Genomic DNA, 25,170 nt, shown 5'->3' with positions numbered 1-25,170 from the left:
GGTGGGGGTTGCTCCGGCTCGTGCTGGCGCCCGACGCCGGGGTGCTGGAGGGGGCCGTCGTGACCGGGGGGTGGGGGCTGAGCCTGCTGCCGGTGCACTGCGTTCCCAAGGCACGGGCCGTGGGGGCGGCCGGGCCGGACCGACGGGTGCGGCCCCGGCGGCGGTGGCAGGCCGCGCGGGGGGCCTGAAAGGGGCGCGCACACGGGGTGAGCGGTGTCCCGGGTGTCCACGTGTCACCTGCCGCAAGCGGTGGTGCGCCCCTGTCGCGTAACCCGTTCGGGCGATCGGAGGGCCGGGCGAGGCGATGGAGTTCCTCGCCCGGCGGATGCGGGTGCCGCTCCGGGGATGGCCGAGTGCGGGGCGGAGCGGCCACCGCTGAATGCCTCCGCGTACGCCTCGCGCAGCGCGGGCCCCGGGTCGACGCCCAGCTCGTCGGCGAGGAGGCCGCGGGTGCGGTGGTACTGGTCGATGGCGTCCGACTGGCGGCCCGCCCGGTACAGCGCCCGCATCAGGGCGGCGGCGATCGGGTCGACCGCGCCCTGCGGCTGCTTGGCGTTGGAGAACACCGCGCGCTACCCGATCGCCGAGATGCACCTGATGGGCCGTCAAATGCGTCTGGAGGGGCGGGTGTCGATCCGGTCCGTGGTGTCCGGGGCCGGGCCCGACTGGCAGGCCGGGCACCAGTAGGTGGGGCGCTCACGGGAGCCGTCGCCCTGTTCGGCCACCCGGACCGGGGTCCCGCAGCGCAGGCAGGGGCGGGAAGCGCGGCCGTACACGAAGAGTCTCTGCTCGCGCCGTCCGGTGGTGCTGCGCGCAGGGCTGTCGCGGTTCGCCTCCAGGAGCCTCTTGGCGAGGGCGGGCAGACGGGCGGCGCGCTCGGCGCGGAGGTCGCCGATGGGGAGCCAGGGGTTCGCGCCCAGCAGGAAGCACAGCTCGCTCTTGTAGACATTGCCGATGCCGGCCAGGTTGCGCTGGTCGAGGAGGGCCTCGCCGAGCGGGCGGGAGGGGTCCCGCAGCAGGTTCTCCAGCACCCGGCCGGGGTCCCAGTCGGGGCCCAGAAGGTCGGGGCCGAGGTGGCCCACGGCACGGTGCTCGTCGGCGGTGCGCAGGAGTTCCAGGACGGGCAGGCGGTAACCGACGGCCGTACGGTCGGTGGTGCCGAGGATGGCCCGGATCTGATGGGCGGGGCCGCCGCTCCAGCGCTGCCCCGGCGCGTAGACCTTCCACGCGCCGTCCATCTTCAGGTGCGAGTGCAGCGTGAGCCCGCCCTCGATACGGGTGAGCAGGTGCTTGCCGCGCGGGGTGACGTCCAGCACGGTACGCCCGGTGAGGTCGGTGGTGGCGTACTTGGGCACCCGGAGGTCGGAACGGGTCAGCACCTTGCCCGCCAGCGCCCCGTGCAGACGCTTCGCGGCTTGGTGGACGGTGTCACCTTCGGGCATGGGTCAAGCGTGACATGCCGGGGGACGCCGACCGGTGGTGCGCCCGCGCCCGAGCTGGGCCGTGCCCGGTCCTGCACCGTCCGCGGGGGTGGCGCAGGAGCGCTGGGACGACGCTGTTTCTCGCGCCGGAGCGCGCCGCGGGCTCACGCGCGGATACGCAGCCCTCGCGGGGTCGCTATGAAGCCCGCGCCCTCCAGGACGATGCCGAACGGGGACGAGAGGGCGGAGGCGCCATTGACCCGCTCCACCGTGACCGTGCCGAGGGAGCCCGCCCGTGCGGCTGCCGCGAGGGCCTCGGTGGCCGTGCTCAGACGGTCGTCCTCCATCGGCCCCGCCTGCGGGGCGGAGGGCCAGGCCAGCAGGGTCTTGCCGCCGCGCTCCATGTAGAGGACCAGGTCGCCGTCGACCAGGACCACCAGCGAGCCCGCCTTGCGGCCCGGTTTGTGCCCCGCGCCCGTCGGCGGCTCGGGCCAGGGCAGCGCCGAGCCGTACGCGTTCGCCGGGTCGGCAGCGGCGAGCACGACGGCCCGGGGAGAACCGGTGGAGCGGGTGCGGTTCGGCGGCAGGCCCTGTCCGTAAGGGGAGCGGGCCCCGGCGTCCGCGGCGGAGAAGCCGGAGTCCGATCGCGGGCCTCCGGAACCCGGGGCCGACAGCGGGTCCGGGAGCGCCCGGCCAGTGTCGAAGACGTCGGCGGCGCCGGTGGCGAACGAATCCGCGAGATCGTCGTGGGGAGCGGCGTCTGCCGGGCCGTCCGGGCGGTAGTAGTAGCCGGAGGCGGTGTCCGGGCCGCCGGGCGCGCCGTGCCCGGTGCCGGGAGTACCGGCCGGGGCGAAGGGGTATCCGCCACCCCCGGTGGGTCCGTTCGGGGAGCCGATTCCGGCGCCGGGTCCTGCTGCTGCGCCCGGGGCCGGCAGCGGCTCGCACCGCTCGCGTGCGTTCGCCACCGCGCGCAGCCGGTCCACCGCGCCGTCCATCGCGAACTGTGCCGCGCCGAGCCCCTCGACTACATAGCCGCGCCGTGCCTGACCGCTCTCCTCGAAGGCGGACAGGACTCGGTAGGTCGCTGAGAAGCCGCCCTCCACCCCCTCCGAGGCCACCGCGCCCCGGGTCACCACGCCGTGCCGGTCCAGCAGGGCCCGGGCCAGGGCGTGGGCACGGACGGTGGGGTCGGCCTCGATGGCGGGGAGCAACGACCAGCGGCCCGCGACGGTCGGCGGGCCCGTACGGGACTGGGGGCGGGCGGCGGCCGTCAAAGAGCCGTACCGCCCGCGCGGGACCGCGCGCTTGGCTCGGTGGGCGGTGGAGCCCGCGGTGCGGCCCGAGCCGAGCAGCGACCGCATCGGCGCGAGCGTGTCGTTCGTCAGCAGCCCCGACCAGGCCAGGTCCCAGATCGCGTCGGCCAGTTGCGGGTCCGTGACGTCCGGGTGCGTCGTGGCACGGACCCGGTCGGCGATCTGGCGGAAGAACAGGCCGTAACCCCCCAAGAGGGCATCCAGGACCGACTGGTGGAGGGCGGTCAGCTCCAGCGGGTGCGGAGCGGGCAGGAGCAGCGGGGCCGCGTCCGCCAGATACAGCGAGACCCAGCCGTCCTTGCCGGGCAGCGCGCCCGCGCCTGCCCACACCACCTCGCCGGCGGCCGTGAGCTCGTCCAGCATTCCGGGCGTGTAGTGCGACACACGGGACGGCAGGACGAGCTTCTCCAGGGCGGACGCGGGCACGGACGCACCCTGCAACTGCTCGATCGCCCGCACCAGTCCGTCGACGCCCCGCAGTTCGTGTCCGCCGCCGATGTGCTGCCACTGCGGCAGGAACTGCGCCAGCGCGGCCGGCGCCACCGGCTCCAGCTCGTGCCGCAGCGCGGCCAGCGAACGGCGCCGCAGCCTGCGCAGCACCGCCGCGTCGCACCACTCCTGGCCGATGCCCGCCGGATGGAACTCCCCCTGCACGATCCGGCCGGACGCCGCGAGCCGCTGCAACGCGCCCTCCGTGACGGCCACGCCGAGTCCGAACCGCGCGGCCGCGGTGGCCGAGGTGAAGGGGCCGTGCGTGCGCGCGTACCGTGCGAGGAGGTCGCCGAGCGGGTCCTTGACCGGCTCCGTGAAGGCTTCCGGGACGCCCACCGGCAGTGCTGTGCCGAGCGCGTCGCGCAGCCGGCCCGCGTCCTCGATCGCCGCCCAGTGGTCCATGCCCGCGATGCGGACCTTGATGGCACGGCGGGCGGCGCCCAGCTCCCGGGCCCAGTGTGACTCGGCGCCACGCTCCGCGAGTTCCGCGTCGGTGAGCGGTCCCAGCAGCCGCAGGACGTCCGCGACGCCTTCGATGTCCTTGACGCGCCGGTCCTCGGCGAGCCACTGCAGCTCACGCTCCAGCTCGGTCAGGACCTCGGCGTCGAGCAGCTCGCGCAGCTCCGCCTGGCCCAGCAACTCGGCCAGCAGCCGGGAGTCCAGCGACAGCGCGGCGGCGCGCCGCTCGGCAAGCGGCGAGTCCCCCTCGTAGAGGAACTGCGCGACGTACCCGAACAGGAGTGAGCGGGCGAAGGGTGACGGCTCCGGCGTGGTGACCTCGACCAGCCGCACCTTGCGGGATTCGATGTCGCCCATCAGCTCCGCGAGTCCGGGGACGTCGAAGACGTCCTGGAGGCATTCGCGGACGGCTTCCAGGACGATGGGAAACGAGCCGAACTCGCTGGCAACTTGGAGGAGTTGGGCGGCGCGCTGGCGCTGCTGCCACAGCGGGGTGCGCTTGCCGGGACTGCGGCGCGGCAGCAGCAGCGCGCGGGCGGCGCACTCCCGGAACCGGGACGCGAACAGGGCAGAGCCGCCGACCTGGTCGGTGACGATCTGGTCGACCTCGCCCTTGTCGAAGACGACGTCCGCTGCGCCGACGGGCGCCTGTTCGGCGCCGGCCGCCTTGTCCCAAGGGGTGCCCCTCGGTGGCTCCTGGTCGAGCAGATCCAGGCTCATCAGATCGATGTCGGGCAGGCGCAGCACGATGCCGTCGTCGGCGTGCATGACCTGGGCGTCCATGCCGTATCGCTCGGCCAGCCGGGCGCCCAGCGCGAGAGCCCACGGGGCATGGACCTGGGCGCCGAAGGGGGAGTGCACGACGACCCGCCAGTCGCCCAGCTCGTCGCGGAACCGCTCGACGACAATCGTGCGGTCGTCGGGCACATGGCCGCAGGCCTCGCGCTGTTCGTCCAGGTACGACAGCACGTTGTCCGCGGCCCAGGCGTCGAGTCCCGCTGCCAGCAGCCTCAGCCGCGCGTCCTGCGCGGGCAGCGAGCCCACCTCGCGCAGGAACGCGCCCACCGCACGGCCCAGTTCGAGCGGGCGGCCCAGCTGGTCACCTTTCCAGAAGGGCAGCCGGCCGGGGACGCCGGGTGCGGGGGAGACCAGGACGCGGTCGCGTGTGATGTCCTCGATCCGCCAGGAGCTGGTGCCCAGCGTGAACACGTCCCCGACCCGGGACTCGTACACCATCTCCTCGTCCAGCTCGCCGACCCGGCCGCCCCCCTTCTTGGGATCGGCCCCGGCAAGGAAGACGCCGAACAGCCCGCGGTCCGGGATCGTGCCCCCGGAGGTGACGGCCAGTCGCTGGGCGCCCGGGCGGCCGGTGATCGTGCCGGCGAGCCGGTCCCACACCACCCGCGGGCGCAGCTCCGCGAAGGCGTCGGAGGGATAGCGGCCGGCGAGCATGTCCAGTACCGCCGTGAACGCCGATTCGGGGAGAGAGGCGAAGGGGGCCGCCCGGCGGACCGTGGCGAGGAGGTCGTCGAACTGCCAGGTGTCGAGCGCGGTCATGGCGACGAGCTGCTGCGCGAGTACGTCCAGCGGGTTCGCCGGAACCTTCAGCGACTCGATCGCTCCGGTGCGCATCCGCTCGGTGACCACGGCGGACTGCACGAGGTCGCCGCGGTACTTGGGGAAGACCACGCCCGTGGAGACCGCGCCGACCTGGTGCCCGGCGCGGCCCACGCGCTGCAGCCCGGAGGCCACGGACGGCGGCGACTCGACCTGGACGACGAGGTCCACCGCACCCATGTCGATGCCCAGCTCCAGGCTGGAGGTGGCGACCACGGCGGGCAGCCGGCCCGCCTTGAGGTCCTCCTCCACCAGGGCGCGCTGCTCCTTGGAGACCGAGCCGTGGTGGGCGCGGGCGAGCACCGGAGGCGCGCCCTGGGCCGCGCCCGAACCGCCCATCAGCTCGGCGGGCGCGTGGTGCTCCGCGAGCGTCTCGCCGGTGGCCCTCTCGTATGCGATCTCGTTGAGCCGGTTGCACAGCCGCTCCGCGAGACGGCGCGAGTTGGCGAACACGATCGTGGAGCGGTGGGCCTGGACCAGATCGGCGATCCGCTCCTCCACATGCGGCCAGATGGAGGGGCGCTCCCCGCCCTCGGCCGCGTCGGCGACCGGGGAGCCGCCCAGCTCGCCGAGGTCCTCGACGGGGACGACCACGGAGAGATCGAACTCCTTCCCGGACTCGGGCTGGACGATCTCCACCTTGCGGCGCGGGGAGAGGAAGCGGGCCACCTCGTCCACCGGGCGCACGGTGGCGGACAGGCCGATGCGGCGCGCGGGCCTCGGCAGCAGTTCGTCGAGCCGCTCCAGGGAGAGCGTCAGATGCGCGCCCCGCTTGGTGCCCGCCACCGCGTGCACCTCGTCCAGGATCACCGTCTCCACGCCCGTCAGCGCGTCGCGCGTGGCCGACGTCAGCATCAGGAACAGCGATTCCGGCGTGGTGATCAGGATGTCCGGTGGGCGGGTGGCCAGGGCGCGGCGCTCGGCGGCCGGGGTGTCGCCGGAGCGGATTCCCACCTTCACCTCCGGCTCGGGCAGGCCGAGCCGCACCGACTCGTGGCGGATGCCCGTGAGCGGACTGCGCAGATTCCGCTCCACGTCCACCGCGAGGGCCTTCAGCGGGGACACGTACAGCACCCGGCAGCGCTTCTTGGGATCGGCCGGCGGTGGGACGGACGCCAGCTGGTCGAGCGCGGCGAGGAACGCGGCCAGTGTCTTGCCGGAGCCGGTCGGGGCGACCACGAGCACGTCCGATCCCTCGGCGATGGCGCGCCATGCCCCGGCCTGGGCCGCGGTGGGCGCGGAGAACGCCCCCGTGAACCAGCCGCGGGTCGCGGGCGAGAAGCCGTCCAGGGCTCGGTGTGCGGAACTGACCATGGATCCATCCTGCACCCGCCCGCTGACAAAGCCCCTGACCTGCGTGAATGTCCTCGCGAGGACACCGGGGAGTGGTCACGGGCCGCCCGGCGGTGACGCAGAATGGGGTCCATGGCGGGTTCCGGGGAGCGTGCGCGGCACTGGCGGTACGAGGAACTGCCCGGTGTCGACCTGCTGCGGGCCCGCTACATCCGCAAGACCTTCCTGCGGCACACCCACGAGAACTTCGTGATCGCGGCCATCGCCGACGGCGTCGAGATCTTCCACCACGGTGGCGCCGACCAGTACGCGGGGCCGGGCGCCTTGGCACTGGTCAACCCCGATACCCCGCACACGGGCCGGGCCGGCGGACCCGAGGGCTGGCAATACGGGGCCGTCTACCCGTCGCCGGACTTGGTGGCCGAGATCGCCGCCGAGACAACCACCCTCCGCGGCACCCCGGGCTTCGCCTGCCCGGTGCTGGAGGACTCGTACGCCGTCGGTCTGGTCCACGAGGTGCTTCGGGCCGCGGACGAGGGCAATGCGCTCGCTGCCGACACCCTGCTGCGGGTTGCCGTGACCCGGCTGCTCCGCCTGAACGGCGGGCCGATGCCGCAGCGCGCCGTGCGTACCGCGGGCGCCCGCGCCGCCGCATGCGCGCGTGCCGTACTCGAGGAGCGGATGGCCGAGCCGCCGACCCTGGAGCGGCTCGCGGCCGATCTCGGCACCAGCCCGTTCGCACTGCTGCGTGCCTTCCGTGACACCTACGGCATGCCGCCGCACGCCTGGCTGACCGACGCCCGTGTCCGCCGGGCCCGCCACCTCCTGGACGTCGGCACCGCACCCGCCCAGGCGGCCGTCGCCGTCGGGTTCACCGACCAGCCGCACCTCAACCGCCACTTCACCCGCATCGTGGGTGTGCCTCCCGGGGCGTACCAACGGGAACGCGAGTGCGAGGGCCGGCGCGCCCCGAGCGCAAGAACGTACAAGACCCGCGGGAGCGGCCGCTCGTAGCGTCCCGAGCGTGGCAGAACAGACCGCTCGCGCAGACATACGCAGGGAAGACGGCGGAAAGCCGGACGCCGCCGTCGTCCGGGACGCCCTCGGAGTCGGGGTCGCCGTAGGGCTGTCCGGCTTTGCCTTCGGGGTGACCTCGGCCGGCAGCGGGCTCACGCCTGTGCAGACCTGCGCGCTCAGCCTCCTGGTGTTCACCGGAGCCTCGCAGTTCGCCCTCGTGGGCGCGCTCGCCGCCGGGGGCAACCCGTTCACGGCGGCCGCGGGCGCCTTCTTCCTGGGCGTGCGCAACGCCTTCTACGGGCTGCGCCTGTCACAGTTGCTGGCCCTGCGGCGCGCGGTGCGGCCGTTCGCCGCCCAGTGGGTCATCGACGAGACCACCGCGGTCGCGCTCGCCCAGCCGTCGCGGCGCAGCGTCCGCATCGGCTTCACCGTCACCGGGCTCACCCTCTACGTGCTGTGGAATCTGACCACGCTCCTCGGGGCGGTCGGGGCGCAGGCCGTCGGCAATACGGACGCGTGGGGCCTGGACGCCGCGGGGCCCGCGGTGTTTCTCGCGCTGCTCGCGCCGATGCTGAAGACCACCACCGAGCGCGCCGTGGCGGGCGCGGCCGTGGTGCTCGGGCTCGGCCTGCTGCCGGTCCTGCCCGCAGGCGTTCCGGTCCTGGTGGCGGCACTGGCGGCCCCGGCCGTCCTCTACGCGGAGGGCCGGCGGAAGGACCACGGCAAGGGGACAGCCGGGGACGACGTGCAGAACGGCGACAGGAACGACGCACAGAACGACGCACCGAGGGAAGACCGTTGAACATCTGGATCGCGATCGGTGTGACCGCCGTCGGCTGCTACGCCGCCAAACTCATCGGCCTGCTGGTCCCCGCCGGAGTCCTGGAGCGCCCGCTCGTGCAGCGGCTCGCAGCCCTGCTGCCGGTGGCCCTGCTGGCCGCTCTCACTGCCCAGCAGACCTTCGCCGACGGCCGCGGCCTCGTGCTGGACGCCAGGGCCGCGGGACTCGCGGCGGCCGCTGTGGCTCTGCTGCTGCGCGCCCCCTTCCTGTTGGTCGTCGCCGCGGCCGTCGTGGTGACGGCGGGGGTGCGGGCGATGACGGGCTGAGTGGACGGCCCGGTGGCACGCGCGCGTGGTTGCGCGGTCAGCGGAGGGTCCCCTGTGCCCGCAGGGTGCGCAGCGCCTCGTTGGCCACGAGCAGGCGGCACTCCAGGGCGGTGCCCGGAGGGCGAGCGGTACCGGCCCGGACCCGCTCTCGGAGGCGGGATACTGGAGTCATGCGGTTGACGGTCTTCTGGCAGCGGATGGCGGATCATTTCGGCGAGGGGTACGCCGACTCCTTCGCGCGCGATCACGTGATGTCGGAACTCGACGGGCGCACGGTGCACCAGGCGCTGGACGCCGGCTGGGAGGCCAAGGACGTGTGGCGCGCGGTGTGCACGGCCATGGGCGTGCCGCACGAAAAGCGCTGAAGGGCTCCGGGGACGGCAGTCGGGCCGACGCGGGCAAGTACCGGCACGGGTCCCGTATGCCCTGGGAAGCAGGGGCTCGGGGGCTGAGGAACAGGCGCGTTTTCAGTCCGTGTGCGCGTGCCGGAGCGGCCCGGCAGGCGCTTGACACAAAAATCGAACATCCATTCTTATGGAGGCTCCGGTGGGGTTCTCGGCGGGGATTTCTTCACGATTTCTGGGGAAGCGCCCGAGTTATCCACAGGCCGGACAGGCGTCGGGGCGCATTGTCAGTGGCAGGCGTTAGCGTCTTTGACGTGAAGCGATCGACTCAAGCAAACCGGGTGGAACCCATGGCAGGAACCGACCGCGAGAAGGCCCTGGACGCCGCGCTCGCACAGATTGAACGGCAATTCGGCAAGGGCGCGGTCATGCGCATGGGCGAGCGGTCGAAGGAGCCCATCGAGGTCATCCCGACCGGGTCGACCGCGCTCGACGTGGCTCTCGGCGTCGGTGGCCTGCCGCGCGGCCGCGTGGTGGAGATCTACGGACCGGAGTCCTCCGGTAAGACGACCCTGACCCTGCACGCGGTGGCGAACGCGCAGAAGGCAGGTGGCCAGGTCGCGTTCGTCGACGCGGAGCACGCCCTCGACCCCGAGTACGCGCGCAAGCTGGGCGTCGACGTCGACAACCTGATCCTCTCCCAGCCGGACAACGGCGAACAGGCGCTGGAGATCGTGGACATGCTGGTCCGCTCCGGCGCGCTCGACCTCATCGTCATCGACTCCGTCGCCGCGCTCGTCCCGCGTGCGGAGATCGAGGGTGAGATGGGCGACAGCCATGTGGGTCTGCAGGCCCGCCTGATGAGCCAGGCCCTCCGGAAGATCACCAGCGCGCTCAACCAGTCCAAGACCACCGCGATCTTCATCAACCAGCTGCGCGAGAAGATCGGCGTGATGTTCGGCTCCCCGGAGACCACGACGGGTGGCCGGGCGCTGAAGTTCTACGCCTCGGTGCGTATCGACATCCGCCGCATCGAGACCCTGAAGGACGGCACGGAGGCCGTCGGTAACCGCACGCGTTGCAAGGTCGTCAAGAACAAGGTCGCCCCGCCCTTCAAGCAGGCCGAGTTCGACATCCTCTACGGGCAGGGCATCAGCCGCGAGGGCGGCCTGATCGACATGGGCGTCGAGCACGGCTTCGTCCGCAAGGCCGGCGCCTGGTACACGTACGAGGGCGACCAACTCGGCCAGGGCAAGGAGAACGCGCGCAACTTCCTGAAGGACAACCCCGACCTGGCCAACGAGATCGAGAAGAAGATCAAGGAGAAGCTGGGCGTCGGCGTGCACCCGGAGGCTCCCGCCACCGAGCCGGGCGCGGACGCGGCGGGTGCCACCCCCGCGGCCGGGGACTCCGCCAAGACGGCGCCCGCGGCCAAGGCCACCAAGTCCAAGGCTTCGGCAGCCAAGAACTAGCCCATGACACGACGAACCGACTGGGCCGAGGACGCCCACCCCGGCGCCGCGCAGCGGCGGTGGAGCCGGGGCGACGGGGGGGCCGTCGGGGACGGCGATGGACCGTACGGCACGCTACGCGGCGACGGCGGTGCGTACGAGGGCTTCCCAGGTGGCTACGACGGTGCGCGCGGGGGGCGCCGAAGGGGCCGGCGGCGCGGCGTCGGGGAAGCGGCCGGCGGCCCACAGGACGGAGGCTCCCCCTCCTCGTCGAGGGCCGAGGAGGGGGAGTCCTCCGGGGACCCGGCCGAACGGGCGCGGGCGATCTGTCTGCGTCTGCTCACCGGGACCCCGCGCACGCGCAAGCAGCTCGCGGACGCCCTGCGCAAGCGGGAGATCCCCGAGGACGTGGCGGACGAGGTGCTGTCGCGGTTCGAGGAGGTCGGCCTGATCGATGACGGTGCCTTCGCGGACGCCTGGGTGGAGTCCCGGCACCACGGCCGGGGCCTGGCCCGCCGGGCGCTCGCGCGGGAGTTGCGGACAAAGGGCGTGGACTCCGCCTTGATCGACGAAGCGGTGGAGCAGCTCGACGCGGAGCAGGAGGAGGCGACCGCGCGCGAGCTCGTCGCCCGCAAGCTGCGCGCCACGCGAGGACTCGACCGCGACAAGCGCCTGCGCCGCCTCGCGGGCATGCTCGCCCGCAAGGGCTACTCCGAGGGGATGGCCCTGCGCGTGGTCCGCCAGGCCCTGGCGGAGGAGGGGGAGGACACGGAGGGGCTGGACGAGCGCTACTGAACACTTGCCCAGTGCTCCACCCTTCAGGGTGGAGGTGAAGGGCATCCGGTCCCTTGCGGCCCGGAGGGCCACAGCGGCAAGGCTACGCTTGCGTCATCCGATGACGGAGTTGTCGGATCTACCGCCGGACGGGCGGAAAGTGACGCCTGTGCAGGCCCCTGTAAGACCGATCTCCCCGGAGAGCGGCAAGGGCCGGTGAAGCAGGAACCCGAGATGGCACCGCGTAGCGGTGCGGACCGCAATCTCCTGCCCTCGGGCAGGAGAGGACGTCAATGAACCGGCGCCGCCACCCCCGGCGGCACGGCATTGCACCAGGGCTCGGTGGGGACTGGGCGCATCGGACGCGGGCCCCGGGCACGGTGGACGCGCGGGGGCGCCGACCGAGTCCGGCGGCTAGGACGTGCTCCAGGGTCCTGATCCGGCCCCCAACCCCACGATCCGCTTCCCGCATCCCAAGGTGGGGTCAATCCCCGCTGAAGACGCCGGACCAGGCAGCTCACACCCCCCTGAGCCGGCCCGCCCCGGTCAGCTCGCGCCCGCCGTGGCCTCCGTGGCCTCCGTCTTCGCCGGGCCGCCCAGCGTCGCCTCCGTGGCCTGGTACAGCTCTGCGGGACGGACTCCGCTCAGTGCCGCGACCAGATGGCCGTCCGGGCGGATCAGCAGGACGGTGTGGGCCGCCGCGCCCGGGTAGCTTTCGGCGACCAGCAGTTCCGCGGGGTGCGGCAGGGCCGTCACCGCCGCCGCCAGCCGGGGCATGATCCCGGCCGACACCCAGTGTTTGCGCTCCCACACGCCCGTGCCCGGGGCGACCAGCACCACCAGCAGCGTGCCGCGCCCCAGCCGGTCCCGCAGCCGCACGAAGGAGCCGTCCTCGGCCGTCACCCGTACGTCCACGACCTGGGCCCCGGGCTCGGTGGCCGGAGATACCGCCGACTCGGTGCGCGGCGGCGCGAGCGGTGAGGCCGTGTACGTCTCCGGCGCGCCCAGCGCTCCGCGCCCCAGATGGCCGTCCGCGAGCAGGGCGTCATGGCCGCGGGCGGACCCGGGCATGTACGAACGCAGGCCCCCGCCGCCGCGCAGTGCCGGAAGGGCCTGGTCGGCGGCGCGCAGCCGGGCCGCGACCACGGCGCGGCGCTCCGCCTGGTAGCTGTCGAGCAGCGCCTCGTGCGGGCCGTGGTGCCAGGCCAGCGCCAGCTTCCACGCGAGGTTGCCGATGTCTCTGAGGCCCTCGTCCAGGCCCTGTGTGCCGAGAGCGCCGAGCAGATGGGCGGCGTCCCCGGCGAGGAAGACCCGGTCGGCGCGCCAACGGCGGGCGAGCCGGTGGTGGACGAGGTGGACCCCCGTGTCCAGCAGGTCGTACGCCGGGGTGGTGCCCCCGCTCCAGCCCGCGAGGGTCTCCCGGACGAGGGTCAGCAGCAGATCGGGTGTGACCAGGTCCTTGCCCGGCGGCAGCAACCAGTCCAGGCGCCATACGTCATCGGGCAGTGGGCGTGCCATGACCTCGCCGACCGCGGGGCCCGGTGTCCGCCACGGCGGCATCCGGTGCAGCAACGCCTCGCCGGGCCGGGGCAGTTCGGTGCGCAGGGCCGCCACGGCGTGCCGCTCCACGGCCGTACGGCCCGGGAAGCGGATGTCGAGCAACTTGCGCACCGTCGAACGCGATCCGTCGCAGCCGACCAGGTAACTACCGCGCCACCACGTGCCCCGGGGGCCGCGGGTGTGGGCCGTGACGCCGGACGGTTCCTGCTCGAGGGAGTCCAGCCGGCTCTCCACCGCGACCTTGACCAGCCGCTGTCCGGCGACGGCCTGGCGCAGGGCACCCGTGAGGACGTGCTGGGCGATGTGCAGCGGGGCCGGCCCCTCGGCGGCGTCGGGCGCATCGGCGGCGTCCTTGCGGCCCTCGTGCTCCTGCGCGGCATCGACAGCATCGAAGACGACCTCCCGCGTCACCTGTTTGCGCCGCATCGACCGCCAGCCGCTCCAGCGCAGTCCCGCCCCGGCGAGCGGCACCCCGCTCAGCCGTTCCATCAGGGCGGCGGTGTCCTCGCGTAGCACGACGGTGCGCGCGGCCCGCTGTTCATCCTTGCCCGGGCCCTCGTCGAGGACCACGGACGGCACCTCCTGGCGTGCCAGCGCCAGCGCGAGCGACAGCCCCACGGGCCCCGCTCCGACGATGATCACCGGGTCCACGGCGCGGCGCCCCCTGCCCTGAGCGACGTCCTGAGGAACACGGACTTCCGGAGGAACACAAGGGAACAGGCAGTTGGAGCGGGGTGCACGATCACAGAACGTATGCAACCCACTGCCGCTGCCCGCGTCAAGCGACGGGGGCAGCGGCGATCACACCACTGCCCCCGTAGAGCAACAGGACTGAACAGTCGTCAGACGGACGCTCCGGTCGACGCCGTTCCCGCGACCGCCGCAGGGGGCAGCACCGCTCCGGTCGACTTCTTGCCCCGGCGCAGCCGCTTCTCCAGCCAGCCGGCGAAGCTCGTCAGGGCGAAGTTGATGGCGATGTAGATGACGGCCACGATCGTGAAGCTGGCGATGGTGTTGGCACCGTAGTACGAGCTCATCGGCGAGACGGACGCCAGCATTTCGGGGAAGGTGAGCACCGCGCCACCGAGCGCCGTGTCCTTCACGATCACGACGAGCTGGCTGACGATCGCCGGCAGCATCGCGGTGACCGCCTGCGGCAGCAGGATGAACCGCATCACCTGGTTCTTGCGCAGACCGATCGCCAGCGCGGCCTCGCCCTGGCCCTTCGGCAGGGACAGGATGCCCGCCCGGACGATCTCCGCGAGGACCGAGGCGTTGTAGAGGACCAGGCCCGTGACCACGGCGTACAGCGGACGGTCGTCCGAGCTGACGTTCGTGTACTGGGCGAACAGGGCGAGGCCGAAGATCATCAGGACGAGCACCGGGATGGCCCGGAAGAACTCCACCACGATCGCGGCCGGAACCCGTACCCAGGCATGCTCCGAGAGCCGTGCGATGCCGAGGACCGCACCCAGCGGCAGCGCGATGAGCATCGACAGGGCCGCCGCCTTGAGGGTGTTCTGCAGCCCCGGCCAGATGTACGTCGACCACGCCTCCGTGCCGCCGAGGAACGGCTTCCACTTGTCCCAGGTGAGCTGGTCCTTGTCGTTGAGGCCGGTGATCACCCACCACAGCACGGCGGCCGCGGCGAGCAGGAACCCCACCGTGTAGAGGACGTTGCGCCGCTTGGCCCTGGGGCCCTGGGCGTCGTACAGGACGGAACTCATCGCTTCACCGCCACCTTCTTGCCCACCCAGCCGAGGATCAGGCCAGTCGGCAGCGTCAGACACACGAACCCGAAGGCGATCACCGCGGAGATCAGCAGGAGCTGGGCCTCGTTCTCGATCATCTTCTTCATCAGCAAGGCCGCCTCGGCGACACCGATCGCCGCCGCCACCGTGGTGTTCTTGGTGAGCGCGATCAGCACGTTCGTCAGCGGACCCACGACCGAGCGGAACGCCTGCGGCAGCACCACCAGCGAGAGCACCTGGGGGAAGCTCAGCCCCAGCGCACGGGCCGCCTCCGCCTGTCCGACGGGCACGGTGTTGATGCCTGCCCGCAGCGCCTCGCACACGAACGCCGCGGTGTAGGCGGTCAGACCGAGTATCGCGAGCCGGAAGTTGATGATGTCGAAGTTGGTCGCGCCGAGGCTGATGCCCAGGGTCTGGTTGAGTCCCAGCGAGGTGAACAGGATGATCACGGTCAGCGGGGTGTTCCGCACGATGTTCACGTAGGCGGCCCCGAAACCGCGCATCACCGGCACCGGGCCGACCCGCATGGCGGCCAGCACCGTGCCCCAGATCAGGGAGCCGATCGCGGAGAGGACGGTGAGCTGCACCGTCGTCCAGAACGCTCCCAGCAGGTCGTAGTGATCAAGAAAGTCGAACATGAGGTCCCGCGCTTCCGCGTGTCGGACAGGCCCGGTGCGCCGCCCCCCAAGGGGCGGCGCACCATGTCAGGCCCGGATTACTTGACGATGTTGCCGATCTTCGGCGCGGGCTCGTTCTTGTAGTTCGCGGGGCCGAGGTTCTTGTCCACGGCCTGCTGCCACGACTTGTCCGCGACCATCTTCTCCAGGGCGGTGTTGATCTTCGCCTTGAGGTCGCTGCCCTTCTTGACGCCGATGCCGTAGTTTTCGTTGGTCATCTTGAGGCCGCCGAGCTTGAACTTGCCCTTGAAGGCGGCCTGCGAGGCGTAGCCGGCGAGGATCGAGTCGTCGGTGGTGAGCGCGTCGATGGCCTTGTTCTGCAGACCCGTCAGACAGGCCGAGTACGTCGGGTACTCCTGGAGGTTGGCCTTCGGGGCGAGCTTGTCGTGGACGTTCTGCGCCGAGGTGGAGCCCGTCACCGAGCACAGCTTCTTGGAGTTCAGGTCCTCGGGCGACTTGATGCTGTTGTCGTCGGCGCGAACCAGCACGTCCTGGTGGGCGAGAAGGTACGGGCCGGCGAAGTCGACCTTCTTCTCGCGCTCGTCATTGATCGAGTACGTGGCGGCGATGAAGTCGACGTCACCGCGCTGCAGCATGGTCTCGCGGTCCATGCTCTTCGACTCCTTCCACTCGATCTGGTCCGCGTTGTAGCCGAGCTCCTTGGCGACGTAGGTGGCGACGTCCACGTCGAAGCCGGTGTACCCCTGCGGCGTCTTCTGACCGAGACCGGGCTGGTCGAACTTGATGCCGATCTTGATCTTCTTGCCGCCGGAGGAACCGCCGTCCTTCTTGTCGTCCTTGCCGCAGGCAGTGGCGGAGACGGCGAGGGCGAGGACGACGGCCGTGGCCGCGGTGACCTTGCGGAGCTTCATGGTGAACATCCTTTGCGTGGTGAAGAGATGCGGACCGAGGTCCGTGAAGCGGACCGCCGGCGGCCCGTGAAGCGGGCCGTCGGCGGCCGGTGACGTGGATCGCCGGTGACGGGGTGCGGGCCGTCAGTGGTGAAGGATCTTCGACAGGAAGTCCTTCGCCCGGTCGCTGCGCGGGTTGCTGAAGAACTGCTCCGGCGCGGCCTCTTCGACGATGCGGCCGTCGGCCATGAAGACCACCCGGTTGGCGGCCGAACGGGCGAAGCCCATCTCATGGGTGACGACGACCATGGTCATGCCGTCTCGGGCGAGCTGCTGCATGACCTCCAGGACCTCGTTGATCATCTCGGGGTCCAGGGCCGACGTCGGCTCGTCGAAGAGCATGACCTTGGGGTCCATCGCCAGCGCGCGAGCGATCGCGACGCGCTGCTGTTGGCCACCGGACAGCTGCGCGGGGTACTTGTCGGCCTGCGCGCCCACCCCGACCCGGTCGAGCAGGGCTCGCGCCTTCTCCTCGGCCTTCTGCTTGTCCGTCCGGCGGACCTTGATCTGGCCCAGCATCACGTTCTCGAGCACCGTCTTGTGCGCGAAGAGATTGAAGGACTGGAAGACCATGCCGACGTCGGCGCGCAGCCGGGCCAGCTCCTTGCCCTCCTGGGGCAGCGGCCTGCCGTCGATCAGGATCTCGCCTGAATCTATGGTCTCCAGGCGGTTGATCGTGCGGCACAGGGTGGACTTGCCCGACCCCGAGGGGCCGATGACCACGACGACCTCGCCCCGAGCGATGGTCAGGTCGATGTCCTGGAGCACGTGCAACGCGCCGAAGTGCTTGTTGATGCTCTTCAGGACGACCAGTTCGTCGGTCGTGGCCACCGAGTCCTTGACCATCGATGCTTCGGTCATTGCTGACTGGCTCCGTCCTCAATCGGTTTCGGAGGAGAGTAATAAGTCCGCACCACCAGCGTCATCACATCTGAGGGAGATCTGAGCATCACAATCCGGCATCGAACGGACGCATGGTGTAGCTGTCGCTCTATTGGTGCGTACCGGCTGGATAACGGATGCCGTTTGCAACCGGAAGCCTCTTGACGCCGTCCTCGTTCATCAGCGTGACTGCCATCGTGCACGCGCGTCTGTGTACGCGTTCGCATCCAGGACGTATGGCAGCGAAGACAACAGCAGGCCGGGGTACGGGCTGGGAGCGACCAGGGGCCGTACAGCCGAGGGACCGGGGGAGGCCGGCATGAGATTGCTCCTCGTCGAGGACGACAACCACGTCGCGGCCGCCCTGTCCGCGGTGCTCGCCCGGCACGGCTTCGACGTCACGCATGCCCGCAGCGGCGAGGAGGCCCTTCAGGCGCTGGTCCCCGAGGGGGCCGGCTTCGGCGTCGTCCTGCTCGACCTGGGCCTGCCCGACCAGGACGGTTACGAGGTGTGCGGCAAGATCCGCAAGCGCACCAGCACCCCGGTGATCATGGTCACCGCGCGCTCCGACGTCCGCTCCCGGATCCACGGCCTCAACCTCGGTGCCGACGACTATGTGGTCAAGCCGTACGACACCGGGGAACTGCTCGCCCGGATCCATGCCGTCAGCCGGCGCATCCCGCACCAGGACGACACCGGATCCACCCGGACCGCGCTTCACCTCGGCCCCGTGTGCATCGAACTCCCCACCCGTCAGGTCAGCGTGGACGGTTCGGCGATCCAGCTGACCCGCAAGGAGTTCGACCTGCTCGCCCTGCTCGCCCAGCGCCCCGGCGTGGTGTTCCGCCGTGAGCAGATCATCAGCGAGGTGTGGCGCACCAGTTGGGAGGGGACCGGGCGCACCCTGGAGGTGCACGTCGCCTCCCTGCGCTCCAAGCTGCGCATGCCCGCGCTGATCGAGACCGTGCGCGGCGTCGGGTACCGGCTCGTCGCCCCGGCCGCTTAGCGGGTACGGGTGCGCGCCCGACTGCTTCCGCTGCTCATCGTCCTCATGGCGGCGGTGCTGCTCGCGCTCGGCGTCCCGCTCGCGGTGAGCCTCGCGGCGGCGGAGCAGCAGCGTGTCGTCGTCGACCGCATCGACGACACGGCCCGCTTCGCGGCCCTCGCGCAGTTCGTCACCGACCGGCCCACCGGCTCCCGGACGACCGTCACGGACGAGCGCGGCGAGACCCTGCGCAAGGAACTCGCCATGTACTACAGCGTGTACGGCATCCGTGCCGGGGTCTATTACCGGGACGACGTGCCGATGGCCAACGCGCCCGAGAACTGGTACCTGCCCGGGGTCGGCGAGGGCCGTGACGCCTTCAACGAAGCCCTGCTCGGGCGCCGCAGTCACGACCCCGAGCAGGTCTGGCCGTGGCAGCGCAACGGGCTGGTGGTCGCCTCCCCGGTCATCCGCGACGGCGACGTCGTCGCCGTCGTCGTCACCGACTCGCCCACGGGGCAGATGCGTTCGAGGATCCTGCGCGGCTGGCTGCTCATCGGGGCCGGTGAGGCCGCCGCGATGCTGCTCGCCGTGGGGGCGGCGCTGCGGCTGACCGGCTGGGTGCTCCGGCCCGTACGGATCCTGGACGCCACGACCCACGACATCGCGACCGGCAGCCTGAAGTCGCGGGTCGCGGCGGCCGGCGGGCCGCCGGAACTGCGGCGTCTGGCCCGGTCGTTCAACGAGATGGCGGACAACGTCGAAAGCGTCCTGGAGCAGCAGCGCGCGTTCGTCGCCGATGCCTCCCACCAGTTGCGCAATCCGCTGTCCGCGCTGCTGCTGCGCATCGAGCTGCTCGCCCTCGAACTGCCCGAGGGCAACGAGGAGGTCGCCTCGGTCCGCATGGAGGGCAAGCGCCTCGCAGAGGTCCTGGACGACCTGCTCGACCTGGCGCTCGCCGAGCACGCCGAGGTGGACCTCCAGATCACCGACATCGGCGCGCTGGCCGCCGAGCGCGTCGCGGCCTGGGGGCCGGCCGCACAGGCCAAGGGCGTACGGCTGACCGGGAACTGCCCGGCCACCACCGCCTGGGCCGACCCGGTCACGCTGTCCAGCGCGCTGGACGCGGTCATCGACAACGCGGTGAAGTTCACGCCCGGGGAACGGTGCGTCGAGGTACGGGTCGAGGCGGGCGGCGAGACCGCCACAGTCGTGGTCACCGACGGCGGTCCGGGCCTCGGCGAGGAAGAACTGGCCCGCGTCGGCGACCGGTTCTGGCGCAGCCCGGCGCACCAGAACATCAAGGGATCGGGGCTCGGGCTGTCGATCTCGCGGGCGCTGCTGGCGGCGGGCAACGGGTCGATCTCGTACGCGCACCACGAACCGCACGGGCTGAAGGTGACGGTGACGGTTCCGCGGACGGTCAGGCACGCCGGCCAGGACGGCGTGTGAGAACGCTCCCGCCGTCCCGGTGCGTCCCGGCCCCCGAAGCTACGGTTTCACCGACTGGTAGTACCGCCGTGCGCCCTCGTGCAGCTCCAGCGGATCCGTGTAGATCGCCGAGCGCAGGTCCACCAGCTGGGCCGCGTGGACCTGGGCACCGATGCGGTCGCGGCTGTCGATCACCTTGTGGGTGAGCCTCTCGGTGAGGTCCGCGTTCATGTCCTCGCGGGTCACCAGGATGTTCGCGACGGCCACGGTCTGCACGGACGAGCCGTTCTCGGCCAACGGATAGGCGTCGGCGGGCATCACCGCGGCCCGGTAGTAGCGTGAGGCACCGCCCTGCGCGTGCAGTTTCGCCACCAGATCGCTGCCGATCGGCACCAGCCGGATCGCGAAGTCGTTCGACAGCTGAGTGATCGCGCCGGTGGGCAGCCCGCCCGACCAGAAGAACGCCTCGATCCGGTGCTGCTTCAGCAGGCCGGGCATGGTCCCGATGCCGGCGGACAGCGGTTCGATGTCCTTCTTCGGGTCGAGTCCGGCCGCCGTGAGTACATGGTCGGCGATCAGCCGCACCCCCGACCCGCCGGGTCCGACGGCGACGGCGCGGCCCTTCAGGTCCGCCACGGACTGCACCGGCGACGAGCGCGGCACCACCAGATGCACATAGTCGTCGTACAACCGTGCGCAGCCGCGCAGTCGGGCGGTGCCCGGCTTGTCCTCCAGCATGTACGCCTCCACCGCGTCGGCCGCGGCGATCGTGAAGTCGGCCTTGCCGGTGGCGACCCGCTGGACGTTCTCCTGCGACCCGTCGCTGTTCAGCAGGCGTACGTCCAGCTCCGGCAGGTCCTTGGCGATCGCGGTCCGCAGCAGGGTGCCGTACTTCTGGTAGACGCCGGTCGGGGTGCCCGTGCTGAAGGTGACCGTGCCGCTCGGGGAACGCGCGCCGATCGGCAGCAGCCACCACAGCAGCAGCCCGAGGACCGCACACACGGCCGCGGAGAGCAGCAGCGCGCGGCGCCTGCCGATACGAGGGACTGCCTGGAGCATGAGCGCGATCCTGCCAGCCCGCCCGCACCGCTGACCAGGGCAGGGGTCACAACGGCTCGACCCGACGCACCCGGAGCACCGGTGGCTACATCGGCTGCCCGGATTCGGGCGGGTGCCGCAGGTCGAGTTCGCGTTCCAGGTCGTCCAGCGCGCGGCGGGCGGTGGCGATGCGGTCGCGCAGGGCGGACGACGGCTGTTCCGGCCCGCCCTGCTGCGCCTTCTCCAGGTCGCGGGCCTCGTCGAGGGAGGTGATGACGACACCGATCAGGACGTTGACGAGGACGAAGGAGGCGAACAGGACGTACGAGGCGTAGTAGACGATGCTCCAGCGCGAGACCTCCAGGCCCCCGTGGACCGCGTCGCCGATGCCGTCCAGGGTCATCAGCAGGAACAGGGTGAGGACGGCGCGGCCTATGGAGCCGAAATGCTCGGGGTCGGCACGGGCGAAGAAGACCCAGCCGATCATGGCGTACACGTACAGCAGCAGGGCTCCGACCAGCAGGAAGCTCAGGGTGCCGGGGAGGCTGCGGACGACGGCCACCATGATGATGCGCAACTGGGGCAGGAAACGGGCGGTGCGCAGGACGCGGGCCAGCCGCAGGAGCCGCAGGACCGTGGTGTTCTCGCGGACCACCGGCAGGAACGCGCTCACCACGACGGCGAGGTCGAACAGGTTCCACGGGTCGCGGAAGAAGTCCGCCGGACGGTCCGCGTGGGCCGCGAGCCGCAGCAGGATCTCCACGGTGAACGCGGCGACGCAGAGGTGCTCGGCGAGACGTAACCAGCGGTGCCAGTCCTCGGCCACACCGCTGTACGTCTCCAGTCCGAGGAGCCCGGCGTTCACCAGGATCAGGGTGAAGACGGTGACGGCGAACCAGCGCCTCCCGATGAGGGCACGGCATCGCCGCGCCAGCGTCTCGCGGGCGGAGAGCCGCCCGGCGGTCACGTCCGTCATCGTTCTCGTCCGTCCCTCCGTACCGCACGGGGCCGCCGACCGGGGCGATGGTCGGGCCTGTTCGGTGATCATGCTTCCCGAGAGACTTCTACAGCACCGTAGTTCGGGTGGTCACGGGTGGTGGGCCGGTGGCGGGCGGCGGACCGGGCGCCGCGCCGGGCCTGCGCGGACACCTGGCGGCGCCTTCGGGCCGGTGGGGTCCCGGCCATGGCCCCCTAGACTGGGACGACTCGTACGAGATGACCGGAAGTCCCGGTGCGCAGAGGAGGACGACGGTGGCGGCAGGTGGCGGTGGCTTCGAGGATCCGTCCGCGGAGGTACTGACGGAGGCGGCCGCTGCCTTCGGGCTGCTGGCCTCGCCGGCCCGGCTGCACATCGTCTGGGCGCTCGCCCAGGGCGAGAGCGACGTGACCGGACTCGCCGAACGCGTCGGCGGCGCACTGCCGGCCGTGAGCCAGCACCTGACCAAGCTCAAGCTCGCCGGGCTCGTCCGCTCCCGCCGCGAGGGCCGCCGCCAGGTGTACTTCGTCGACGACGCGGATGTCGTGACCGTGGTGCGCCTGATGGTCGGCCAGCTCACCGACCGCGCCGCGAAGGCCAGCGCCCCGGTTCGCCGGCTCCGTGGCCTCTGAGACCGCCGCACCGTCGGCGCCCCCGCCCGACACCGGCACACACACCCGGGAGCCCACGTCCCTCCAGGAACTGCGCCGGCTCGAGAGCAGCCTTCGCGGGCTCACCGACGAGGAGGCGGAGGCACGGCTCGCGGACATCGGGGAGAACACGCTGCCCGAGGCCCGTACGCCCTCCTGGGCCCGCCTCTTCGTCCGCGGTCTGCGCGACCCGTTCACCACGGTCCTGCTCTGCCTCGGCCTGGTCTCGGCGACCGTCACCGCCTGGGGCACCGCCGGTGTGATCCTCTCCCTCGTCGTGGTCAGCTGCGTGCTGCGCGCCACCGGCGAGCACCGGGCCGACCGCTCGATGGCCGCGTTGCGCGATCTGGTCGCCGCCACCGCGACCGTGCTGCGCCGCCCGGACGGTGACCGGCCGCCGACAGAGCGGGAGATACCCTCCGCGGAACTGGTGCCGGGCGATGTGATCCGGCTCGCTCCCGGGGACCTCGTGCCCGCCGACGTACGGCTGCTGCGCGCGAGCGGCCTCACCGTGCACCAGGCGGCGCTGACGGGTGAGTCGGAGCCCGTGGCGAAGTACGCACTCGACGTGCCCGGCCCGCCCGGCGCCGGCCCTTTCGGGCAGCCCTACCTCTGCTTCCAGGGCAGCAGCGTCGCCTCCGGCGGTGCCACCGCGCTCGTCCTGCGGACGGGAGCCCGGACCCGGTTCGCCCGGGCCCAGACCCGGCCTGCCCGGCGGGGGGCGAGCGCCTTCGACCGGTCCGTGCACGGCATCTCCTGGGTGCTGATCCGGTTCATGCTGCTCACCCCGCCGCTGGTCCTCATGGCCAACGTGGCGCTGCGCGGCCGGGGCCTGGAGACGCTGCCCTTCGCCGTCGCAGTCGCCGTCGGCCTCACCCCCGAGATGCTGCCGGTCATCGTCACCACCTGTCTGGCCCGCGGCGCATCGCTCCTCGCCCGCGGCCACGGTGTGATCGTCAAACGCCTGCCCGCCCTGCACGACCTCGGCGCCATCGACGTCCTGTGCCTCGACAAGACCGGCACCCTCACCCAGGACCGGCCGGTCGTCGAACGGGCGCTGGACGCGGACGGGAACGACGCGCCCGACGTCCTGCACTGGGCGGCCACGGGCGCCTGGTGGACCCTCCAACTCGCCGACCTGCCCGAGCCGGACGTCCTCGACGAGGCGCTCCTGGACGCGGCCGAGGGCGCCGGGGAATCCCACGAGGGCGTCGCGGCCCTGCCGTTCGATCCGGTCCGCCGCCTCGCCACCGCGGTGGTCCGCGGCAGCCTCGGCACACACACCCTCGTCGTCAAGGGCGCACCCGAGGACGTACTGGAGCGCTGCGCGCTCGATCCCGCGGAACGGGAGCGGCTGCTGACGCGGGCCGCCCATGAGGCGGAGGACGGTCTGCGGCTGCTCGCGGTCGCCACCGCCGACCGCCCCGTCCGCATCGCCCCGTACACCCCGGCCGACGAACGCGGCCTGACCTTCCGCGGCTTCGTCACCTTCCGGGACGCCCTCGCCCCGACCGCCGCGCAGGCCCTACGTGATCTCGCCGCGCACGGCGTCGCCGTCAGGATCCTCACCGGCGACCACTCCGGCACCGCGGCCCGCGCCTGCCGCGATCTCGGGCTCGACCCCGGCGACGTGCGGACCGCCCGCGCCACGGACGACCTCACCGCGACCGTCGTCGCACGCTGCACCCCCGAGGACAAGGCGCGGATCGTCACCGCATTGCGCACGGCCGGGCACACCGTCGGCTTCCTCGGCGACGGTGTCAACGACGTGCCCGCGCTGCATGCCGCCGATGTGGGCATCGCCCCGCGCGACGCCGTCGACGTGGCCCGTGAGAGCGCGGACGTGGTCCTCGCGCACAAGGACCTCACCGCGATCGACCACGCCGTCACCGCCGGCCGTCACAGCAGCGGCAACATCGCCACGTATCTACGGGTCACGCTCTCCTCGAACCTCGGCAATGTCGCCGCGATGCTCGCCGCCGGCCTCCTCCTGCCCTTCCTGCCGATGTTCCCGGCCCAGGTCCTCGCCCAGAACCTCTGCTTCGACGCGGCACAACTCGCCTTCGCCCACGACCGGCCGGCAGCCGGTGTGCTCGCGCGCCCCACGGTGCTGCGCCCACGGGACTTCCTGCGCTTCATCACCTGGTTCGGTGCGCTCAATGCCATCGCCGACCTCGCCACGTTCGGCGTGCTCGCGCTCACGCTGTACGGCCCCGACACACTCGAGGACGAAACGGTGTTCCACTCGGCGTGGTTCATCGAGAACCTGCTCACCCAGGCCCTGGTGATGCTGCTCCTGCGGTCCGGCCGGAGCATCGCCGAGGGCCGCGGACCGGTGGGCCGGGCCGCGGCCGTCCTTGCCGGCGTCGGCCTGCTGTTGCCCCTCACCCCGCTCGGCACCCTGCTCGGCATGATCGCCCTGCCGCTGAAGTACTACCTGCTGCTCTCCGCCGTCCTCGCCCTGTACGCGATCGCCCTGTGGGCGGGCAGGGCGGGCTATGAACGGCGGTGGGGCGAGGGCCGCCAGAGCCCTCGCCCGGGTCAGCCGTAGCTGAGGTTCGAGCAGGGGTCGTCGTCCGCGGAGCGGGCGTCGTCCGCCACTCTGCTCGGGATCGCGGTCGGCACGGGGGCGGCAGAGGGATGGTCCGCGTACGCCTGGCCGACGACCACGCTGACGCCCGGTGCCGTCACGGGTGCCAGTTCGGCGCCGGGGAACAGGAGGGCTGTCGTCTCGGCCGCGGACTTCTGGCCGGGGCCGTACTCGACGCGCGTGGTCGTATGGTCCTGGGAGCGTGCGGTGGTGGTGCCGGTGACCGTGAACCCGTGGGCGGTGAGCGTTCTCGCGGCGCCGGCGGCGAGGCCCGGGACCGCGGTGCCGTTGTAGACGGAGACACGCAGACCGGCGCCGATCGTGGCGTCGGGGCTCGGGGAGGCGGACGGGGAGGGCCCTGCGTCGGTCTGCTTCTTGCCGCTCGCGTCCTTGCCGTCGATGGTGCGGTCGGCCTTCAGCGCGGCCCACAG

Annotated in this window: 23 protein-coding genes; 11 read left to right on the top strand and 12 right to left on the bottom strand. The window is 72.0% G+C overall.

Features of this window, described 5'->3' with window-relative positions:
* The coding region (locus BIV24_RS34810) for a hypothetical protein (RefSeq protein WP_245766787.1) at nt 1-188 on the top strand (188 nt) is incomplete at its 5' end.
* Nucleotides 189-233: 45 nt separating this feature from the next.
* On the opposite strand, the gene BIV24_RS36450 is transcribed toward BIV24_RS34810, so the two are convergent.
* The 3 genes from BIV24_RS36450 to BIV24_RS12690 form a co-directional block, all read right to left on the bottom strand.
* Nucleotides 234-566 carry an AfsR/SARP family transcriptional regulator gene (locus BIV24_RS36450; RefSeq protein WP_071366367.1) on the bottom strand — a complete coding sequence of 111 codons (333 nt, stop codon included), beginning with the start codon at nt 564-566 and terminating at the stop codon, nt 234-236.
* Nucleotides 567-605: 39 nt separating this feature from the next.
* The gene (locus BIV24_RS12695) at nt 606-1,442 is read right to left on the bottom strand and encodes an Fpg/Nei family DNA glycosylase (protein WP_071366366.1); all 837 of its coding nucleotides are present in this window, start codon (nt 1,440-1,442) and stop codon (nt 606-608) included.
* 143 nt (nt 1,443-1,585) lie between these two features.
* Nucleotides 1,586-6,616 carry an ATP-dependent helicase gene (locus BIV24_RS12690; protein ID WP_071366365.1) on the bottom strand — a complete coding sequence of 1,677 codons (5,031 nt, stop codon included), beginning with the start codon at nt 6,614-6,616 and terminating at the stop codon, nt 1,586-1,588.
* A 111-nt stretch (nt 6,617-6,727) separates the two neighbouring features.
* On the opposite strand from BIV24_RS12690, the gene BIV24_RS12685 reads away from it, so the two are divergent.
* From BIV24_RS12685 to BIV24_RS12675, 3 genes are read left to right on the top strand one after another with little or no spacing between them, the layout of a single operon-like run.
* On the top strand, nt 6,728-7,609 hold the full coding sequence (locus tag BIV24_RS12685) for an AraC family transcriptional regulator (RefSeq protein WP_071366370.1): 882 nt from the start codon (nt 6,728-6,730) through the stop codon (nt 7,607-7,609).
* 10 nt (nt 7,610-7,619) lie between these two features.
* Nucleotides 7,620-8,414: an AzlC family ABC transporter permease gene (locus BIV24_RS12680; RefSeq protein ID WP_071366364.1), complete on the top strand. Its 795-nt coding sequence runs from the start codon at nt 7,620-7,622 to the stop codon at nt 8,412-8,414.
* Nucleotides 8,411-8,719, top strand: a complete 309-nt coding sequence (locus tag BIV24_RS12675) for an AzlD domain-containing protein (protein ID WP_071366363.1) — start codon at nt 8,411-8,413, stop codon at nt 8,717-8,719. Before BIV24_RS12680 ends, BIV24_RS12675 begins: the two co-directional genes overlap by 4 nt.
* Nucleotides 8,720-8,756: 37 nt before the next feature.
* On the opposite strand, the gene BIV24_RS36025 is transcribed toward BIV24_RS12675, so the two are convergent.
* Nucleotides 8,757-8,891 carry a hypothetical protein gene (locus tag BIV24_RS36025; RefSeq protein WP_281247739.1) on the bottom strand — a complete coding sequence of 45 codons (135 nt, stop codon included), beginning with the start codon at nt 8,889-8,891 and terminating at the stop codon, nt 8,757-8,759.
* On the opposite strand from BIV24_RS36025, the gene BIV24_RS12670 reads away from it, so the two are divergent.
* The 3 genes from BIV24_RS12670 (at nt 8,890) to recX (ending at nt 11,309) form a co-directional block, all read left to right on the top strand.
* The gene (locus BIV24_RS12670; protein WP_071366362.1) at nt 8,890-9,084 is read left to right on the top strand and encodes a DUF3046 domain-containing protein; all 195 of its coding nucleotides are present in this window, start codon (nt 8,890-8,892) and stop codon (nt 9,082-9,084) included. The genes BIV24_RS36025 and BIV24_RS12670 overlap by 2 nt on opposite strands.
* A gap of 329 nt (nt 9,085-9,413) precedes the next feature.
* Entirely contained in the window at nt 9,414-10,535 is a 1,122-nt protein-coding gene (gene recA / locus BIV24_RS12665) for a recombinase RecA (RefSeq protein WP_071366361.1), read from the top strand.
* A 3-nt stretch (nt 10,536-10,538) separates the two neighbouring features.
* Nucleotides 10,539-11,309 (top strand): recombination regulator RecX, encoded by a 771-nt coding sequence (gene recX / locus BIV24_RS12660; protein ID WP_071366360.1) that lies wholly within the window; start codon nt 10,539-10,541, stop codon nt 11,307-11,309.
* 525 nt (nt 11,310-11,834) lie between these two features.
* Here recX and BIV24_RS12655 read toward each other — a convergent pair.
* The 5 genes from BIV24_RS12655 to BIV24_RS12635 all read right to left on the bottom strand — a co-directional run bounded on the left by BIV24_RS12655 (nt 11,835) and on the right by BIV24_RS12635 (nt 17,048).
* Nucleotides 11,835-13,499, bottom strand: coding sequence for an FAD-dependent monooxygenase (locus tag BIV24_RS12655; protein WP_071366359.1), 1,665 nt, complete (start codon nt 13,497-13,499; stop codon nt 11,835-11,837).
* Between the two features lie 191 nt (nt 13,500-13,690).
* A complete protein-coding gene (locus tag BIV24_RS12650; RefSeq protein ID WP_071366358.1) occupies nt 13,691-14,575 on the bottom strand; it encodes an amino acid ABC transporter permease in 885 nt (294 codons plus the stop codon).
* On the bottom strand, nt 14,572-15,237 hold the full coding sequence (locus BIV24_RS12645) for an amino acid ABC transporter permease (protein ID WP_071366357.1): 666 nt from the start codon (nt 15,235-15,237) through the stop codon (nt 14,572-14,574). The genes BIV24_RS12650 and BIV24_RS12645 overlap by 4 nt, the downstream gene beginning before the upstream one ends.
* Nucleotides 15,238-15,314: 77 nt before the next feature.
* Nucleotides 15,315-16,148 carry a glutamate ABC transporter substrate-binding protein gene (locus BIV24_RS12640; protein ID WP_071366356.1) on the bottom strand — a complete coding sequence of 278 codons (834 nt, stop codon included), beginning with the start codon at nt 16,146-16,148 and terminating at the stop codon, nt 15,315-15,317.
* A 123-nt stretch (nt 16,149-16,271) separates the two neighbouring features.
* Nucleotides 16,272-17,048 carry an amino acid ABC transporter ATP-binding protein gene (locus BIV24_RS12635; RefSeq protein WP_071366355.1) on the bottom strand — a complete coding sequence of 259 codons (777 nt, stop codon included), beginning with the start codon at nt 17,046-17,048 and terminating at the stop codon, nt 16,272-16,274.
* 340 nt (nt 17,049-17,388) lie between these two features.
* Here BIV24_RS12635 and BIV24_RS12630 point away from each other — a divergent pair, with 340 nt between their 5' ends.
* Both BIV24_RS12630 and BIV24_RS12625 read left to right on the top strand, forming a co-directional pair.
* Entirely contained in the window at nt 17,389-18,075 is a 687-nt protein-coding gene (locus BIV24_RS12630) for a response regulator transcription factor (RefSeq protein WP_071366354.1), read from the top strand.
* A 9-nt stretch (nt 18,076-18,084) separates the two neighbouring features.
* Entirely contained in the window at nt 18,085-19,506 is a 1,422-nt protein-coding gene (locus BIV24_RS12625; protein WP_071366353.1) for a sensor histidine kinase, read from the top strand.
* 39 nt (nt 19,507-19,545) lie between these two features.
* On the opposite strand, the gene BIV24_RS12620 is transcribed toward BIV24_RS12625, so the two are convergent.
* The gene (locus tag BIV24_RS12620; protein WP_071366352.1) at nt 19,546-20,544 is read right to left on the bottom strand and encodes a TAXI family TRAP transporter solute-binding subunit; all 999 of its coding nucleotides are present in this window, start codon (nt 20,542-20,544) and stop codon (nt 19,546-19,548) included.
* An 85-nt stretch (nt 20,545-20,629) separates the two neighbouring features.
* Complete coding sequence (locus tag BIV24_RS12615; protein ID WP_071366351.1) at nt 20,630-21,499, bottom strand: ion transporter; 870 nt, start codon at nt 21,497-21,499, stop codon at nt 20,630-20,632.
* 239 nt (nt 21,500-21,738) lie between these two features.
* On the opposite strand from BIV24_RS12615, the gene BIV24_RS12610 reads away from it, so the two are divergent.
* Together BIV24_RS12610 and mgtA are read left to right on the top strand one after the other, a co-directional pair.
* Nucleotides 21,739-22,131 (top strand): ArsR/SmtB family transcription factor, encoded by a 393-nt coding sequence (locus tag BIV24_RS12610; RefSeq protein WP_071366350.1) that lies wholly within the window; start codon nt 21,739-21,741, stop codon nt 22,129-22,131.
* Nucleotides 22,121-24,700, top strand: a complete 2,580-nt coding sequence (mgtA, locus tag BIV24_RS12605) for a magnesium-translocating P-type ATPase (protein ID WP_079168229.1) — start codon at nt 22,121-22,123, stop codon at nt 24,698-24,700. The genes BIV24_RS12610 and mgtA overlap by 11 nt, the downstream gene beginning before the upstream one ends.
* Here the strand turns inward: mgtA and BIV24_RS12600 are convergent.
* Nucleotides 24,691-25,170 (bottom strand): LytR C-terminal domain-containing protein (locus BIV24_RS12600; protein ID WP_143064603.1); only part of this gene is annotated, 480 nt, incomplete at its 5' end. The genes mgtA and BIV24_RS12600 overlap by 10 nt on opposite strands.

This window comes from Streptomyces colonosanans, assembly GCF_001866645.1.
GTDB lineage: Bacteria > Actinomycetota > Actinomycetes > Streptomycetales > Streptomycetaceae > Streptomyces > Streptomyces colonosanans.
The sequence above is the reverse complement of the archived record's forward strand: the minus strand, read 5'-3'. Positions and strand labels throughout refer to the sequence as shown.